This is a genomic window from Kitasatospora sp. NPDC001664, from assembly GCF_053596675.1.
On sequence record NZ_JBSFGS010000059.1, the window covers coordinates 1 to 15,288 of the forward strand.

The window sequence follows — 15,288 nt, forward strand, 5'->3', positions numbered from 1 at the left end:
GTTGCCCCAGGTACGGGAGGACCAGACCGCACCGACCGGGTTGAAGTGCAGCACCAGGTTGCCGTCCGACTGCATCTGCAGCCAGATCGGCGAAGTGATCGGGGTGTGCACCTCCTCGCCGCTCTTCACCACGGCACCGGCGAACAGCGCGGTGCCGCGGCGGGCCGCCACCCGGTTGTCCGTGCCGGTGGCCCACAGGGCCCGGCCGGCGGGGTCGTAGACCACCAGGTTGAGGTCGTCCTGGAGCACCGCACGCGCGTTGCCCCGGCCCCAGGTGCCGCTGGCCCAGAGCGCCGTGCCGTCCGACGCCCGGACCACCAGGTTCCCGTCGCCCTGCATGAAGGCCGTCGCGCCCGGGTGGCCCCAGGTCCCGCTGGACCAGCGGGCGTTGCCGGTGGCCTTGGAGTACAGCACCAGGTTCCCGTCCTGCTGCATCACCAGCCGGCCGGCCTTGGACTCGACGGTCTCGTACGGGATCAGCAGGCAGCCCGAGCAGAGCGGGTGGCCCAGGGTGTCCACGCCGCCGAACCAGGTGCCCGTCGACCAGACCGGCCTGCCGTCCGCGTCGTAGATCACCAGGTTGCCGTCCGACTGGACCACCAGGCGGGCACCCTGGGTGCCCCAGGTCCCGCTGGACCAGACCGGGTTGCCGTCCTTGTTCCGGATCACCAGGTTGCCGTCCGGCTGGAGGGCACCGTCCACCCCGGCGTCCGGGGGCGCCGGGAGGAACGGGGTGTTGCCCGAGGTCCAGAGCACCCGCGAGGTCTGACGGTCGATCAGGTTCAGGTTCCCGCTGGTGGCCATCTTCAGCAGGACCTGGCCGGCCACCACCTCCTGGCCGTTCGCCAACCGGGTCCCGGCCGGCACGGCGGTGCCCAGCAGCTCGCGCGCGGGGTCGTACGTCCGGGTCGACCAGAGCACCGCGCCCTTGCCGTCCCGGAGCACCACGTTGCAGTCGTCCTGCACGGACAGCACGGTGCCCGACCCACCGCCGGCCACGCCCGGGGGCGACCAGTACGAATCGTCGTAGTGCCGGGCCAGGGCGAGCCGCCCCGTCCCCTCCATGGTCAGGGAGCCCAGCGGGTGGCCCGGGGTGTTGCTGGACCAGAGCACCTTGCCGGTGGCCAGCTCGGTGACCACCGCGCTCCCGTCGGACTGCACCTTCAGGCTGACGCAGGCCGAGTAGAGGACGTCGGCGTTCACCAGCCCGTGTCCGTTCACACGGCGCACCGGCTGCTGGATGTCACCGACCGAGGTGGCCTCGCCGAACCGGGCCAGCCCGCCGGCCGGTGCGACGCCCTTGTGCACGACGACCAGGGTGCCGCCGTAGGTGTACCGGGAGTGGCGCGTGATCAGCTCCGGACGGCCGTCACCGTCCAGGTCGCCCTGCGTGCGGTAGTCGAGCGGCACGGAGACGTAGCCCGGATCGGAGCTGATCGGGGCCGGCACGGTGAGCAGGTCGAACGCCGCCGGGAGCGGCTCCGGTCCGGCAGGCGTCTGCGGCCCGGAGCCCCAGCTCTGCCGGGGGGACTGCGTGCACGGGGCCAGGCCCGCCGTCCGGTCCGCCTGGTTGGCCAGGCACCGGCCGTCCGAGGCGACCAGGCTGTCGGCGACCGAGGTCCACTTCTGGGCGGCCTCGCCGGTGCAGGCCGCAGTGCGGACCTTGCCGGTGTCCAGCGCGGCCGTCAGACAGTAGTCCATCCGGCGCAGGGTGCCGTCCGATCCGCGCAGCCACTGCGGATCGGTGTCTTCACAGGACTCGAGGCCGGTGTCGTACAGGCAGCGCCAGGTCCCGTCGGGGGCCGGCTGGCCGCTCTGCAGCCGGAAGGCCGCGTCCGGCGGGGACAGTGGCCGCACCGGCAGACCGTCCGGGCCGAACTCCAAGGGGTAGCTGACCGTCACGCGCTGGCTGGCGACCTCGGCCCAGAGCGTCGGCACGCCGTCGACCTTGCCCGGCGCCATCAGCGTGAGGCCGCCCCAGGCGCCGGTGCCGCCCAGCTGGACGGGGGCGCCGATCACGGCGCCGCCGGCCTTGCCCGGGTAGTACCAGAGCCGGCCGCCCTCGACCGTGACCAGGTCGGGCATCCCGTCCTTGTTCGCGATTCCGTCGGTCGCCAGCACCTGGGTCGCCGAGTTCCAGGTCGGGTCGTAGCCGGTGCAGTCCGCACCCGCCGCGCAGGTGGCCGGCTTGGCCACCTTGACGGCCTTGTCCCTCTTCGTGAAGTACCCGGCCCGCCCACCCGAGTTGGCGTCGTTCGGGTACAGGTACAGCGCGTCCGAGGCGTTGATGAAGGCGTACAGGTCGTCCGTCTTCGTACCCGTCGCGCTGCCCCGGCTGCTGACCTGGTACTCCTGCCACGACCCGCCCAGCGGGCTCTGCGCCGCCGTGGACGCCGGGTACGGCGCACCGCCGGCCGGAAGCACCGCCAGGTCCGCCCCGCCCGTCGACAGCAGGTCGGCCCTGCCGTCGCCGGTCAGGTCGTTGAGCACCCCGGCCGCCGTCACGGGCGCGGCCGGTGCTGCGGCGTGCGCGGGCACGGCGAGGCCGCCGAGCACCACCGCCGCCAGCGCGGCTGCCGCCGCGAATCGTCTGCCGCCGCCTGCGCGGCGCGGGGCGTGAGTGCGCTCCCCCATGTCCCAACCTCCCCTGGAGCCGGGCCTCGGCCCGGCCGTCCGGCCCGTGGTCACGGGCCAGGGGGGGCAGGCTATCGCCCGCCCGTTCGTACCCACCACGCGGTACCCGGTGTACGGACGCCGACGGGGGTGGCACCCGGACCTCGGACGGTCCGGGTGCCACCCCCGCACGGAAGTGACGGTGCGTCAGCCCCTAGACATGGGTCCCGGAGGCCCAGATCTGCACACCGTCGGCGTCGTACAGCACCAGGTTACCGTCACCTCGCAGTACGAGGTAGGCGCCCTGGTGGCCCCAGGTCCCGGTGGACCAGAGGGCCCGGCCGTCAGCCGCGTAGACCACCGCGTTGCCGTCGGGCTGCAGGGTGAACCGGGCACCGGAGTTGCCCCAGGTGCGGCTGGACCACAGGGCGCGGCCCGCGTTGGCCAGGACCAGGTTGCCGTCGGTCTGCATGGTGAGGACGGACGGGCCGTACGTCAGGTTGACCAGCGCCTGACCGCTGGTCAGCCCCTGACCCGGCTCCAGCACCGCGCCGCTCACGGCCGGTTCGCGGTTGTCCGTCCGGGTCGACCAGGCCGACCAGCCGGCCGTGCCGTAGAGCACGAAGTCGAGGTTGTCCTGGAGCACGGCACGGGCGTTGGGGTACTGCCAGGTGCCGGAGCCCCACAGCGGGCGGCCGTCGGCGGCCTTCACCACGAGGTTGCCGTCGCCCTGCACCGTCGCCACCGCACCCTGGTTGCCCCAGGTCCTGGTCGACCAGCGGGCGTTGCCGGTGGCCTTGGAGTACAGCACCAGGTTCCCGTCCGGCTGCATCACCAGCCGGCCCGCCTTGGACTCCACCGTCTCGCCCGACCGCACCGTCCGGCCCGAGGGGATGACGGTGCCCCGGGTCTCCACGCCGCCGTAGCGGGTGCCGGTGGACCAGAGCACCTTGCTGTCGGCGTCCTGCATGACCAGGTCGCCGTCGCGCTGGACGACCAGCCGGGCGCTGGGGTTGCCCCAGGTGCCGCTGGACCAGAGCGGCGCGCCGCCCGCGTCCCGGATCACCAGGTTGCCGTCCGCCTCCAGGGCGACGGCCGCGCCGGGGCGGCCCTCGGTGCCCGAGGTCCAGAGCACCGAGGAGGTCTGACGGTCGGTCAGCACCAGGTTCCCGTCAGTGCCCATGGCCAGCACCGTGCGGTCGGCGGCCACCTGCTCACCCGCCTTGAGCGGGCGACCGGCCGGCAGCGGGATCCCGGCGGTCTCGTGCGCCGGGTCGTACGTCCGGGTCGACCAGACCGGCGTGGCCTGGACGTTGCGGAGCACCACGTTGCAGTCGTCCTGGACGGTGAGCAGGTGGGCCCCCGCGCCGGTCGGCCCGGTGCTGCTCCAGTAGGAGCTGTGGTCGTTGCCGATCAGCTCCAGGTGGCCGTCGGCCCGGACGAGCATCCGGCCGTCGACGTGGCCCGGGGTGTTGCTCGACCAGAGCACCTTGCCGGTGGCCAGCTCGGTGAGCACCAGGCTGCCGGACCGGTCCACCTTCAGACTCGCGCACGCCGAGTAGAGCACGTGGAGCGAGCCGGGCCGGTCGCCTTCCGAGATCCGGTTCCGGACGGTGAAGAGGTCGCCCAGCGCGTCCTCCGCGCCGAGCCGGCCGACTCCGCCGGCCGCGTCGAGACCCCGGCGCACCACCCAGTCCGTCCCCTGGCCCTGCGGCGCGGTCCGCGTGGTGACCAGCTCGGGGTTCCCGTCCCCGTCCAGGTCGCCCGGCGAGGTGAACCGGCTGTCGGCGGTGTACTCGCTGTCGTAGTCCGACTTGGCCCGGAAGGACACCAGGTCCAGCGGCGCCGGGAACGGCTTCGGTCCGGGCTCCCCGCTCAGCAGCCGAGCGCCCCAGCTCTGCTCCGGCGAACCGTCGCAGGGCCGGGTCCCGTAGGTCCGGCCCGGGAGCACCGTCAGGCAGGTGCCGTCCGCGGCGGCCAGGCCCCCGTCGGCGACCTGCTTCCAGCGCTGGCCGGGCTCGCCGATGCACTCCTGGGTGAGCAGGGCACCGCCGCGCTGGATCAGGCAGAGGTTCCCGGCCCGGAGCGTGCCGTCGGTCGCGAAGCGCCAGAAGGTGGAACGGTAGGTCGCGCACGGCCGCATCCCGTCCTTCACGACGAGGCACTGCTCGTTCCCGTCGGAGTTCAGCGCGGCGCTCCGCAGTTCGAAGGCGGGGAACGGCGAGGCGAACCGCTTGACCGGGAGGCCGTCCGGGCCGAACTCCAGCCGGTAACCGGCGATCACGGCGCCGTTCGCCGGGGCCGCCCAGAGGGTGGGGACGCCGCCGACCTTGCCCGGGGCCATCAGCACCGTCGAGCGCCAGGCCTCGTCCGCACTGAGCTTGACCGGGGCGCCGATCACCACGCCGCCGGCCTTGCCCGGGTAGTACCAGAGGCTCTCGCCCTCGACCGTGATCAGGTCGGGCATGCCGTCCTTGTTCGCGATCCCGTCGGTGGCCAGCACCTGGCTGGTGGAGTTCCAGGTCGGGTCGTAGCCGGTGCAGTCCGACCCCGCCGCGCAGGTGGCCGGCTTGGCCACCTTGACGGCCTTGTCCTTCTTCGTGAAGTACCCGGGCTTCCCGCCGGAGTTGGCGTCGTTCGGGTACAGGTACAGCGAGCTGTTGTAGGCGTTGAAGACGTACAGGTCGTCGACCCGGCCGCCGGTGGCGCTGCCCCGGTGGCTGACCTGCAGGTTCCCCCATGCGTTGGCGTCCGGGACCGGGCTCGGCCCGCGGTCCGCCGCCTCGTAGGGCGCACCGCCGGCCGGCAGCACGCTCAGCACCGACCCGGTCGCGGTGACCACGTCCACCTTGCCGTCGCCGGTGACGTCACCGGCGACCTTCGCGGCCGGGGCCGTCGGGCCCTCCGCGTGCGACGGCACGGCGAGACCGCCGACCAGCACCGCCGCCAGTGCGGCCGCGGCCGCGAGCCGTCTGCCGCCACCCGCGCGGCGCGGGGCGCGAACGCGCTCCCCCATGTCCCAACCTCCCCATTGCGCCGGGCCCGGCGGCACCGGCCGTCCGGCCCGTGATCATGGGCCAGGGGGGGCAGGTTATCGCCCGTCAGTTCGCACCCGCCACGCGGTATCCGGTGAACGCCGACGGGGGTGGCGCCTGGACCCCGTAGGGTCCAGGCGCCACCCCCGCACGGAAGTGACGGCGCGTCAATCCTCAGACGTGGGTTCCGGTCGCCCAGAGCGGGACGACGCCGTCGGCGTCGTACAGCACCAGGTCGCCGTCGGCCTGGACCACCAGGTACGCGCCCGGGTGGCCCCAGGTGCGGGTGGACCAGAGGGGGCGGGCGGTGTCGTCGTAGACCACGACGTTGCCGTCGCTCTGGACGAACAGGTACGCGCCCGGGTGACCCCAGGTGCCGGCGGACCAGAGGGCGCGGCCGGCGTCGGCCAGGACGGGGTTGCCGTCCGCCTGCTGGGTGAGGACGACCGTGCTGTCGTACGCGGCGGCCACCGCGTTGCCGGCGTGCAGCGAGGTGCCGGACCAGAGCGGCGCGCCGCGCCGGGCGCCGGCCCGGTTGTCGGTGCCGGTGGCCCAGAGGCGGCTGCCGTCCGTGTCGTACACGGCGAGGTCCAGGTCGTCCTGCAGGACGGCGCGGGCGTTGCGGTGGGTCCAGGTGCCGGTGGCCCAGAGGGGGCGGCCGTCGGCGGCCTTGACCAGCAGGTTGCCGTCCGACTGCATGGTCGCCGTGGCGCCCTGGTTGCCCCAGGTCCGGCTCGACCAGCGGGCGTTGCCGGTGGCCTTGGAGTACAGCACCAGGTTCCCGTCCGCCTGCATCACCAGCCGGCCGGCCTGCGACTCCACCGTCTCGCCCGACCGCACCGTGCGCCCCGAGGGGATCACCGTGCCCCTGACGTCGATCTCGGGGTGGTTCGTGCCGGTGGACCAGCGGGCCCTGCTGTCGACGTCGAGGATCTCCAGGTTGCCGTCCGGCCGCAGCAGCAGCCGGGCACCGGTGGTGTTCCAGGTCTCGCTGGACCAGAGCGGCGCGCCGGCCGCGTCCCGGATCACCAGGTTGCCGTCGGCCTCCAGGGCCACGGCCGCACCGGGGCGGCCCTCGGTGCCCGAGGTCCAGAGCACCTTGGCGGACCGACGGTCGGTCAGCACCAGGTTGCCGTCCGCCCCCATGGTGAGCGCGGTCGTCTCGGTGGTCAGCTGCTCGCCGGCCTTCAGCGAACGCCCCGTCAGGAGCAGGGACCCGGCGCTCTCGTGGGCCGGGTCGTACGTCCGGGTCGACCAGAGCGCGGTGCCCTGGCCGTTGCGGAGCACCACGTTGCAGTCGTCCTGCACCGAGAGCACGGCGGGGCCGTAGCTGCCCGGGACGGTGGTGGTGTTCGACCAGTAGGCGTAGTCGTTGGCCGTGCGGAGTTCGAGCACGCCGTCCGACCGGACGGCCAGGTGGCCGGCGGGCGTCTGCGGCGAGTTGCTGGACCACAGCACCTTGCCGGTGGCCAGCTCGGTGACCACCAGGCTGCCGCGCGGGTCCACCTTCAGGCTCACGCACGCCGAGTAGAGCACGTCCAGCGCGCCGACGGTCTCGGAGGAGGAGACCTTGCTCCGGATCCGGCTGAGGTCGCCCAACGACTCGTACGGGCCGAGCGGGAGGAGGTCACCGACCCGGGCGGCGCCCCGGTGCACGACCGTGACCAGGTCCTGGGCCTTGCTGGACCACATGGCGGCCAGCAGGTCCGGGTTGCCGTCCCCGTCCAGGTCGCCCTGCGAGGAGAAGGAGCGCTCGGCGGAGTACCAGGCGTCGGGCTTGGCCTTCCCCGGGAAGCTCAGCATGTCGAAGACCGCCGGGAACGGGGCCGGGCCGGAGGCCGGGTCCGCGGTGATCGCGCCCCAGGTCTGGCGGGCCGAGCCGTCGCACGGCGCCGTGGTGGCCGTCGCACCCGGAACGGCGGTCAGGCAGGTGCCGTCCGCGGCCCGGAGCCCGGCGGCAGCGGTGGGCCTCCACTGTTGCGCGGGGAGCCCGGAGCAGTCCTCGGTGGTGAACCTGCCGTCCCGGAGGGTGAAGCAGAGGTTGCCGTCCCGCAGCGTCCCGTCCGTGGCCTCGCGCCAGAGGGTGGAGACCTGCGCGCACGGCAGCACCGAGCCCGTCCCGTTGAGGCACTGCCGGCCCCCGGTCGCGTCCCGCTCGCCGTTCTGCACCGCGAAGGCGGCCATCGGCGAGTAGAGCTGCTTCACCGGCAGGCCGTCCGGGCCGAACTCCAGGCGGTAGGAGACGAGGGCCGGGGTCGAGCCGCGGAGGGCGGACGCCCAGAGCGTCGGCACGCCGCCGACCTTGCCCGGGGCGATCAGGGTGGCCCCGGTCCAGTTGAAGATGCCCAGCTTCACCGGGGCGCCGATCACCGCGCCGCCGGCCTTGCCCGGGTAGTACCAGACGGTGTCGCCCTCCAGCGTGACCAGGTCCGGCAGGCCGTCCTTGTTGGCGACCCCGTCGGTGGCCAGCACCTGGGTGACCGAGCTCCAGTACGGTTGGTACCCCGTGCAGTCCGACCCCGCCGCGCAGGTGGCCGGCTTGGCCACCACGACGGCCCGGTCCGGCTTGGTGAAGTACCCGGGCCTCCCACCGGAGTTGGCGTCGTTCGGGTACAGGTAGAGGGTGTTCGAACCGGTGCTGAAGGCGAAGAGGTCGTCCCCCTTGCCGCCGGTCGCACTGCCCCGGCTGCTCACCCTGTAGGTGGACCAGTCCCGGCCGTCCGGGCTCTGCGCCGCCGTGGACGCCGTGTACGGCGCACCGCCGGCCGGCAGCACCGTCAGCCCGGGCAGCGGCTGCGGGGTCGCGGTGCTCACCGTGAGCACGTCCACCCGGCCGTCCCCGGTCAGGTCACCGGCCACCTTCGCGGCCGGCGCCGGCTGCGCCTCCGCGTGCGACGGCACGGCCAGACCGCCGGTCAGCACCGCCGCCAGTGCGGCCGCGGCCGCGAATCGTCCGCTGCCTGCGCGGCGTAGGGCGCGAGCGCGTTCCCCCATGTCCCAACCTCCCCCGTGGCACCGGGCCTTCGGCCCGGCCGACCGGCCCGTGGAGACGGGCCGGGGGGCAGGTTATCGCCCGTCAGTTCGCACCCACCACGCGGAATTCGGTGAACAGACGCCGACAGGGTGGTGCCCGGCCCGTGGAGCGGACCGGGCACCACCCCGCACGGAGGTGACGCGGCGTCAGTGGGGCGCCAGGGCCTACCGGTAGGTGCCGGTGGCCCAGAGCGGGACCCCGTCGGCGTCGTACAGCACCACGTTCCCGTCGTTCTGCAGCACCAGCGCCGCACCCGGGTGGCCCCAGGTGGCGGTGGACCACACGGCGTGGCCGTCGGCGGCCTGGATCACCAGGTTGCCGTCCGGCTGCAGGACGGCCCGGCCCCCCGGGTTGCCCCAGGTGCGGGCGGACCAGACGGGGGCCGTGCCGCCGCCGACCCGCAGGACCAGGTTGCCGTCGTCCTGCATCGTGAGGACAACCGGATTCGGCGGGCCCATCACGGCGTGGGTCACCGATTCGCCGGCGCGCAGCACCCAGCCGGAGGTGAGTGCGGTGCCCAGCCTGACGCCGGCCTGGTTGCTGGTGCCCGACTCCCAGTAGACGAGGTCGTCCGTGCCGTACACGACGAGGTTGAGGTCGTCCTGCAGGACGGCGCGGGCGTTGCGCCGGGTCCAGGTGCCGGAGGCCCAGAGGGGACGGCCGTCGGCGGCCTTGACCAGCAGGTTGCCGTCCGACTGCATGGTGACCGTGGCGCCCGCGTTGCCCCAGGTCTTGCTCGACCAGCGGGCGTTGCCGGTGGCCTTGGAGTACAGCACCAGGTTCCCGTCCGCCTGCATCACCAGCCGGCCCGCCTTCGACTCCACGGTCTCGCCCGACCGCACCGTCCGGCCCGAGGGGATCACGGTGCCGCGGGTGTCCACGCCGTCGAAGCGGGTGTTGGTCAGCCAGAGCCGCCGGCCGTCGGCGTCGTACATCGTCAGGTTCCCGTTCCACTCGAGCAGCAGCCGGGGGCTTGCGGCGCCCCAGGTCTCGCTCGACCAGAGCGGCGCGCCGGCCGCGTCGCGGATCACCAGGTTGCCGTCCACCTGGAGAGTGGCGACCGCACCGGGGTGACCCTCGGTGCCCGAGGTCCAGAGCACCTTGGCGGACTGACGGTCGGTCAGCACCAGGTTGCCGTCCGCGCCCATGGCCAGGGCGGTCCGGTCGACGGTGAACTGCTCGCCGGCCTTCAGCGAACGCCCCGCCAGGAACACGGCCCCGGCGGTCTCGTGGGCCGGGTCGTACGTCCGGGTCGACCAGAGCGCGGTGCCCTCGCCGTTGCGGAGCACCACGTTGCAGTCGTCCTGCACGGTCAGCACATTGCCCGATCCGCCGACGGACACGCCCTGGGGCGACCAGTAGACCTGGCCGTCGGGGCTGCGCAGGGTGAGGACGCCGTCCGACCGGACGGCCATCCGCCCGCCGGCGTGGCCCGGGGTGTTGCTGGACCAGAGCACCCGGCCGTTGGCCAGGTCGGTGAGCACCAGGCTGCCGCCCGGCTCCACCTTCAGGCTCGCGCACGCCGAGTAGAGCACGTCCCCGGGCCAGGCCCCGCCGCCCGCGGTGGCCGTGTTGCGGGGGGTGCGGAGGTCACCGAGCGACTCCGCCGCACCGAGCCGGTGCAGGCCGCCGACCGGGGCCGTCCCGCGGCGCACGAAGGTGAGCTCGCTCTGGGTGGACGTGAACTTCGTCAGCGCGCTGGTGAGCAGCTCCGGGTACCCGTCGCCGTCCAGGTCGCCGGGCGAGGAGACGGAGGTCAACTCGTTGTAGTAGTCGGCACCGGGATCGGCGATCCGCGGGACGGTGAGGAAGGTGAACGGGGCGGGCAGCGGCGCGGGCCCGGCGGCCGGGTCGGCGGTCAGCGCGCCCCAGACCTGCCGTGACGAGCCGTCACACGGTGCCGTCCCCGCCGCCGCCTGCGCGGCGAGCGCCGTCAGGCAGCTGCCGTCGGAGGCGGCCAGCCCGCCGTCGGGCCGGGGCTTCCACTGCTGCGCGGGCTCGCCCGTGCAGTCCTCCGCACCGGCCCGGCCGTCCCGCAGGGCCAGGCAGCGGCCCAGCTCCCGGAGCGTGCCGTCGGTCGCGAGCCGCCACCGGGTGACGCCGGAGGCGCAGCTCTTCAGCTGTCCGTTGGCGAGGCACTGCTTGGCCCCGGCGGCGTCGCGCTCGGCGGTCTGCAGGGCGAAGAACGACCGCGGTGAGGGCAGGAGCTTCACCGGCAGGCCGTCGGGGCCGAACTCCAGGCGGTACGCCTCGGTGGCCGGATCGAGCTCGGGACTACGGGCCCAGAGGGTGGGGACGCCGCCGACCTTGCCCGGGGCCATCAGGGTGACGGAGTTCCAGTCCCCGGTGCCGAGCTGGACGGGGGCGCCGATCACCGCGCCGCCGGCCTTGCCCGGGTAGTACCAGAGCCGGTTGCCCTCGACCGTCACCAGGTCGGGCATCCCGTCCTGGTTGGCGATCCCGTCGGTGGCCACCACCTGGGAGGCCGAGTTCCAGGTGGGGTCGTAGCCGGTGCAGTCGGTGCCGGCCGCGCAGGTGGCCGGCTTGGCCACCTTGACGGCCTTGTCCTTCTTCGTGAAGTACCCGGGCCTGCCACCGGAGTTGGCGTCGTTCGGGTAGAGGTACAGCACGTGCCCGTACCGGCTGAACGCGTACAGGTCGTCCGTCCCGGTCCCGGTGGCACTGCCCCGGTGGGTGACCTGGTACTCGCTCCAGATCCTGTCCTCCGGGTTGTCCGCCGAGGTGGCCGCCCGGTACGGCGCTCCGCCGGCCGGCAGCACGGTCAGGTTGTTGCCGGAGTTCGTGAGGACGTCGGCCTTGCCGTCGCCCGTCAGGTCGTTGAGCACCCCGGCCGCCGTCACGGGCGCGGCCGGTGCTGCGGCGTGCGCGGGCGCGGCGAGGCCGCCGAGCACCACCGCCGTCAGTGCGGCCACTGCCGCGAATCGTCTGCCGCCGCCTGCGCGGCGCGGGGCGCGAACGCGCTCCCCCATGTCCCAACCTCCCCGTGGTGCCGGGCACCGAGCACCGGCCGTCCGGCCCGTGAGCACGGGCCAGGGGGGGCAGGTTATCGTCCACCCGTTCGCATCCGCCAGGCGGTATCCGTGCGAACGAGGGCGGCCCCCCGGTCCGTGGAGGACCGGGGGGCCGCCGTGCGGGTGTGACGCCGGGTGAGCCGGGCCGGGAGCTACCGGCTGGTGCCGGTCGCCCAGAGCGGGACGCCGTCGGCGTCGTACAGCACCAGGTTCCCGTCGCCCTGCACCACCAGCACCGAGGACGGGTGGCCCCAGGTGCCGGTTGACCAGAGGCCCCGCCCGTCGGCCGCGTAGACCACCAGGTTGCCGTCCTGCTGGAGGGTGGCCCGGGCACCGGAGTTGCCCCAGGTGCGGGAGGACCAGACCGGGCCCCGGGTACCGGTGCTGAGCACCAGGTTGCCGTCGGCCTGCATGGTGAGGGCGGTCCGGCTCATCCACTCGGTGGTCGCCTCACCGCTGCGCAGCACGGAGCCCGCCCGGACCGGGATGCCGCGCGAGACGCCCGCGGTGTTGCCGGTCCCGGAGGCCCAGGCCCCACGGCCGTCGGTGGCACGGACCACCAGGTCGAGGTCGTCCTGCACCACCAGCCGGGCGTTGCGCTGGGTCCAGGTGCCGGAGGCCCACAGGGCCCGGCCGTCGGCGGCCTTCACCACCACGTTGCCGTCCGACTGCACGGTGGCCGTGGCGCCGTTGTTGCCCCAGGTCTTGGTCGACCAGCGGGCGTTGCCGGTGGCCTTGGAGTACAGCACCAGGTTCCCGTCCGGCTGCATCACCAGCCGGGCCGCCGCGGACTCCACCGTCTCGCCCGACCGCACCGTACGGCCCGAGGGGACCACGGTCCCCGGGGGCGTCCACGGTCCGTCGAACCGCGTCCCGGTGGTCCACCGGACCACGCCGTCGACGTCGTACAGCACCAGGTCGCCGTCCGTCTGGACCACCAGCCGCACGCCCGCGGCACCCCAGGTCTCGCTCGACCAGACCGGCGCGCCGGCCGCGTCCCGGATCACCAGGTTGCCGTCGGTCTGCAGGGTGGCGACCGCACCCGGGCGGCCCTCGGTGCCCGAAGTCCAGAGCACCTTGGCGGACTGACGGTCGGTCAGCACCAGGTTCCCGTCGGCACCCATGGCCAGGGCGGTCCGCTCGGTGGCCAGCTGCTCGCCGGCCTTGAGGGTGCGGCCCGCCACCAGCGGCACGCCGCGGGTCTCGTGGGCCGGGTCGTACGTCCGGGTCGACCAGCCCACCACGCCGCTCCGGTCGCGGAGCACCACGTTGCAGTCGTCCAGGACGGAGAGGGCGTTGGCGGGCGTGGGAGCCGACCAGTACACGGTGCCGCGGGCGTCCTGGAGCTGGAACGCCCCCTGCTCCGGGAGGACCATCCGCCCGCCGACGTGCCCCGGGGTTTCGCTGGACCAGAGCACCTTGCCGGTGGCCAGCTCGGTGACCACCAGGCTGCCGCCCTGGTCCACCGTCAGGCTCACGCACGCCGAGTAGAAGACGTCGTTCACGTCGGTCCAGGTCGGCCAGGCGACCGTCTGCAACTGCCGCCCGATCCGCCCGTAGGAGGTCTTCCCGGCGAACCCGGCCACCCCGGCGACCGGCGCGGCCCCCTTGTACACGACGATCGCGTCGCTCTGGGTGCTCAGTTCGGGGTTCCCGTCCCCGTCCAGGTCACCCGGCGACCCGAAGGCCGGGACGTAGCCGGTGAAGAGGGAGTCCTCCGGCAGGTTGACCACGGCCAGCGGCTCCGGGAGCGGCAGCGGGTCGGCGGCCGGTCCGGCGCTCCACCGTCCCCAGCGCTGGCGGACCGAGCCGTCGCAGGGCTCGAGGGCGACGGTGTCCGCCCGCGCCGCGAGACAGGACCCGGAGGCGTTCACCAGGCCGCCGCCGGCCGCCGGCTTCCAGACCCGCGCGTCGCTCTTCAGGCAGCCGACCCTGGCGGGTTCGTCACCGCCGGAGAGGCAGTGGTCGCCCTGGCGCAGCGTCCCGTCCGCGTACAGCTGCCACCCGGTCAGCTCGGTCTTGCAGGGGACCACGCCGCCCTCGAACATGCTGAAGCACTTCGGGGCGCCGCCGGTGTCCCGCTCACCGTTCTGCAGGAGGAAGGTGTCGTCCGGGGAGCGGAGCGGACCGACCGGCAGGCCGTTCGCGCCGAGCTCCAGCCGGTAGGAGGACACCACGGGCTGCCACCAGTCGTACTGGGCCCAGAGGGTGGGCACTCCGCCGACCTTGCCCGGGGCGATCACCGGGACGTCGGCCCAGCCGCCACCGCTCAGCTGGACGGGAGCGCCGATCACCGCGCCGCCGGCCTTGCCCGGGTAGTACCAGAGCCGGCCGCCCTCGACCGTGACCAGGTCGGGCATCCCGTCCTTGTTCGCGATCCCGTCGGTGGCCACCACCTGGGTCGCCGAGTTCCAGGTCGGGTCGTAGCCGGTGCAGTCGGTGCCAGCCGCGCAGGTGGCCGGCTTGGCCACCTTGACGGCCTTGTCCTTCTTCGTGAAGTACCCGGGCCTGCCACCCGAGTTGGCGTCGTTCGGGTACAGGTACAGCACGTGCCCGTACCGCTCGAACGCGTACAGGTCGTCCGTCCCGGTCCCGGTGGCACTGCCCCGGCGGGTGACCTGGTAGCTCCCCCAGTCCACGCCCGCGGGGCTCTGCGCCGCGGTGGACGCCGTGTACGGCGCCCCGCCGGCCGGCAGCACGGTCAGATCCAGCGAGTTCACGGACATCACGTCCGTCCGGCCGTCACCGGTCAGGTCCCCAGCCGCCTTCAACGACGGTGCGAAACCCCCCTCGGCGTGCGACGCCGGTACGGCCACCCCACCGACCAACACCACCGCCAGTGCGGCCACCGCCGCGAATCCTCTGCCACCGAAGCGGCGCGGGGCGCGAACGCGCTCCCCCATGTCCCAACCTCCCCTTGGAGCCGAGCCCGTGGCCCGGCCGTCCGGCCCGTGTTCACGGGCCGGGGCGGCAGGCTACTCCCCCCGGTTCGGCCCCGCCACGCGGTATCCGGGGCCGCCCCCGCACGGTGCTGACCCGGGCCGGGGCACCACCGGCGTCGAACGTGCGGAGCCGCCGGCCCGAACACCGCCCACATGACCCGACCCGTCCCGGACGGTGCGGTTCGCACCACTTCGCGGGGGGCCAATTCGCCTGGTGGGGCGCACTGGTGACGAAGTCTCGGAACCGCGATTGCTCCCCGGATGCGGAGCGGAGGAGAGCCGGGGCGAGGGGTGGCCCCCGAGGCCGTCATCGCCACCGAGGAGGAGTGGGCGGACCACGTCGAGGAGACTGAGCACGTCCTGGAGGCCTCGCTCGACGACCTCGACTGGGCCGACGTCATCCCGTTCGGCACCCCGACCCGCTTAGAAGACATCTCATTTGGGTGGGTTGAGTAGACTCCGGGCGTGCTGATCATTGAGCGGCTGGTGCCGGACGAGCTGTGGGAGTTGTTCCAGTTGGTGGTGCCGGACGCTCCAGTGCGCCCGCAGGGTGGTGGCCGGCGGCGCCACGGGGACCGCGAGGTGCTGGCGGCGATCGTGTTCGTCGCGACCTCGGGGTGTACGTGGGCTCA

Annotated in this window: 6 protein-coding genes and 1 pseudogene; 2 read left to right on the forward strand and 5 right to left on the reverse strand. The window is 73.9% G+C overall.

Annotated features, from left to right (window positions below; translation table 11 throughout):
* The 5 genes and pseudogenes from ACWCYY_RS39630 to ACWCYY_RS39650 all read right to left on the reverse strand — a co-directional run.
* A pseudogene (locus ACWCYY_RS39630) lies at positions 1 to 2,634 on the reverse strand (hypothetical protein); the annotation flags it as partial.
* A 193-nt stretch (positions 2,635 to 2,827) separates the two neighbouring features.
* The gene (locus ACWCYY_RS39635; protein ID WP_449798844.1) at positions 2,828 to 5,629 is read right to left on the reverse strand and encodes a hypothetical protein; all 2,802 of its coding nucleotides are present in this window, start codon (positions 5,627 to 5,629) and stop codon (positions 2,828 to 2,830) included.
* A gap of 193 nt (positions 5,630 to 5,822) precedes the next feature.
* The gene (locus ACWCYY_RS39640; protein WP_449798845.1) at positions 5,823 to 8,642 is read right to left on the reverse strand and encodes a hypothetical protein; all 2,820 of its coding nucleotides are present in this window, start codon (positions 8,640 to 8,642) and stop codon (positions 5,823 to 5,825) included.
* Between the two features lie 204 nt (positions 8,643 to 8,846).
* Positions 8,847 to 11,615 (reverse strand): hypothetical protein, encoded by a 2,769-nt coding sequence (locus ACWCYY_RS39645; protein WP_449798846.1) that lies wholly within the window; start codon positions 11,613 to 11,615, stop codon positions 8,847 to 8,849.
* 251 nt (positions 11,616 to 11,866) lie between these two features.
* Positions 11,867 to 14,617 (reverse strand): hypothetical protein, encoded by a 2,751-nt coding sequence (locus ACWCYY_RS39650; protein ID WP_449798847.1) that lies wholly within the window; start codon positions 14,615 to 14,617, stop codon positions 11,867 to 11,869.
* A 330-nt stretch (positions 14,618 to 14,947) separates the two neighbouring features.
* Here ACWCYY_RS39650 and ACWCYY_RS39655 point away from each other — a divergent pair, with 330 nt between their 5' ends.
* Positions 14,948 to 15,112, forward strand: coding sequence for a hypothetical protein (locus tag ACWCYY_RS39655; RefSeq protein WP_345289940.1), 165 nt, complete (start codon positions 14,948 to 14,950; stop codon positions 15,110 to 15,112).
* A gap of 9 nt (positions 15,113 to 15,121) precedes the next feature.
* On the forward strand, positions 15,122 to 15,288 hold a 167-nt coding region (locus ACWCYY_RS39660; protein ID WP_449798848.1), incomplete at its 3' end, for a transposase.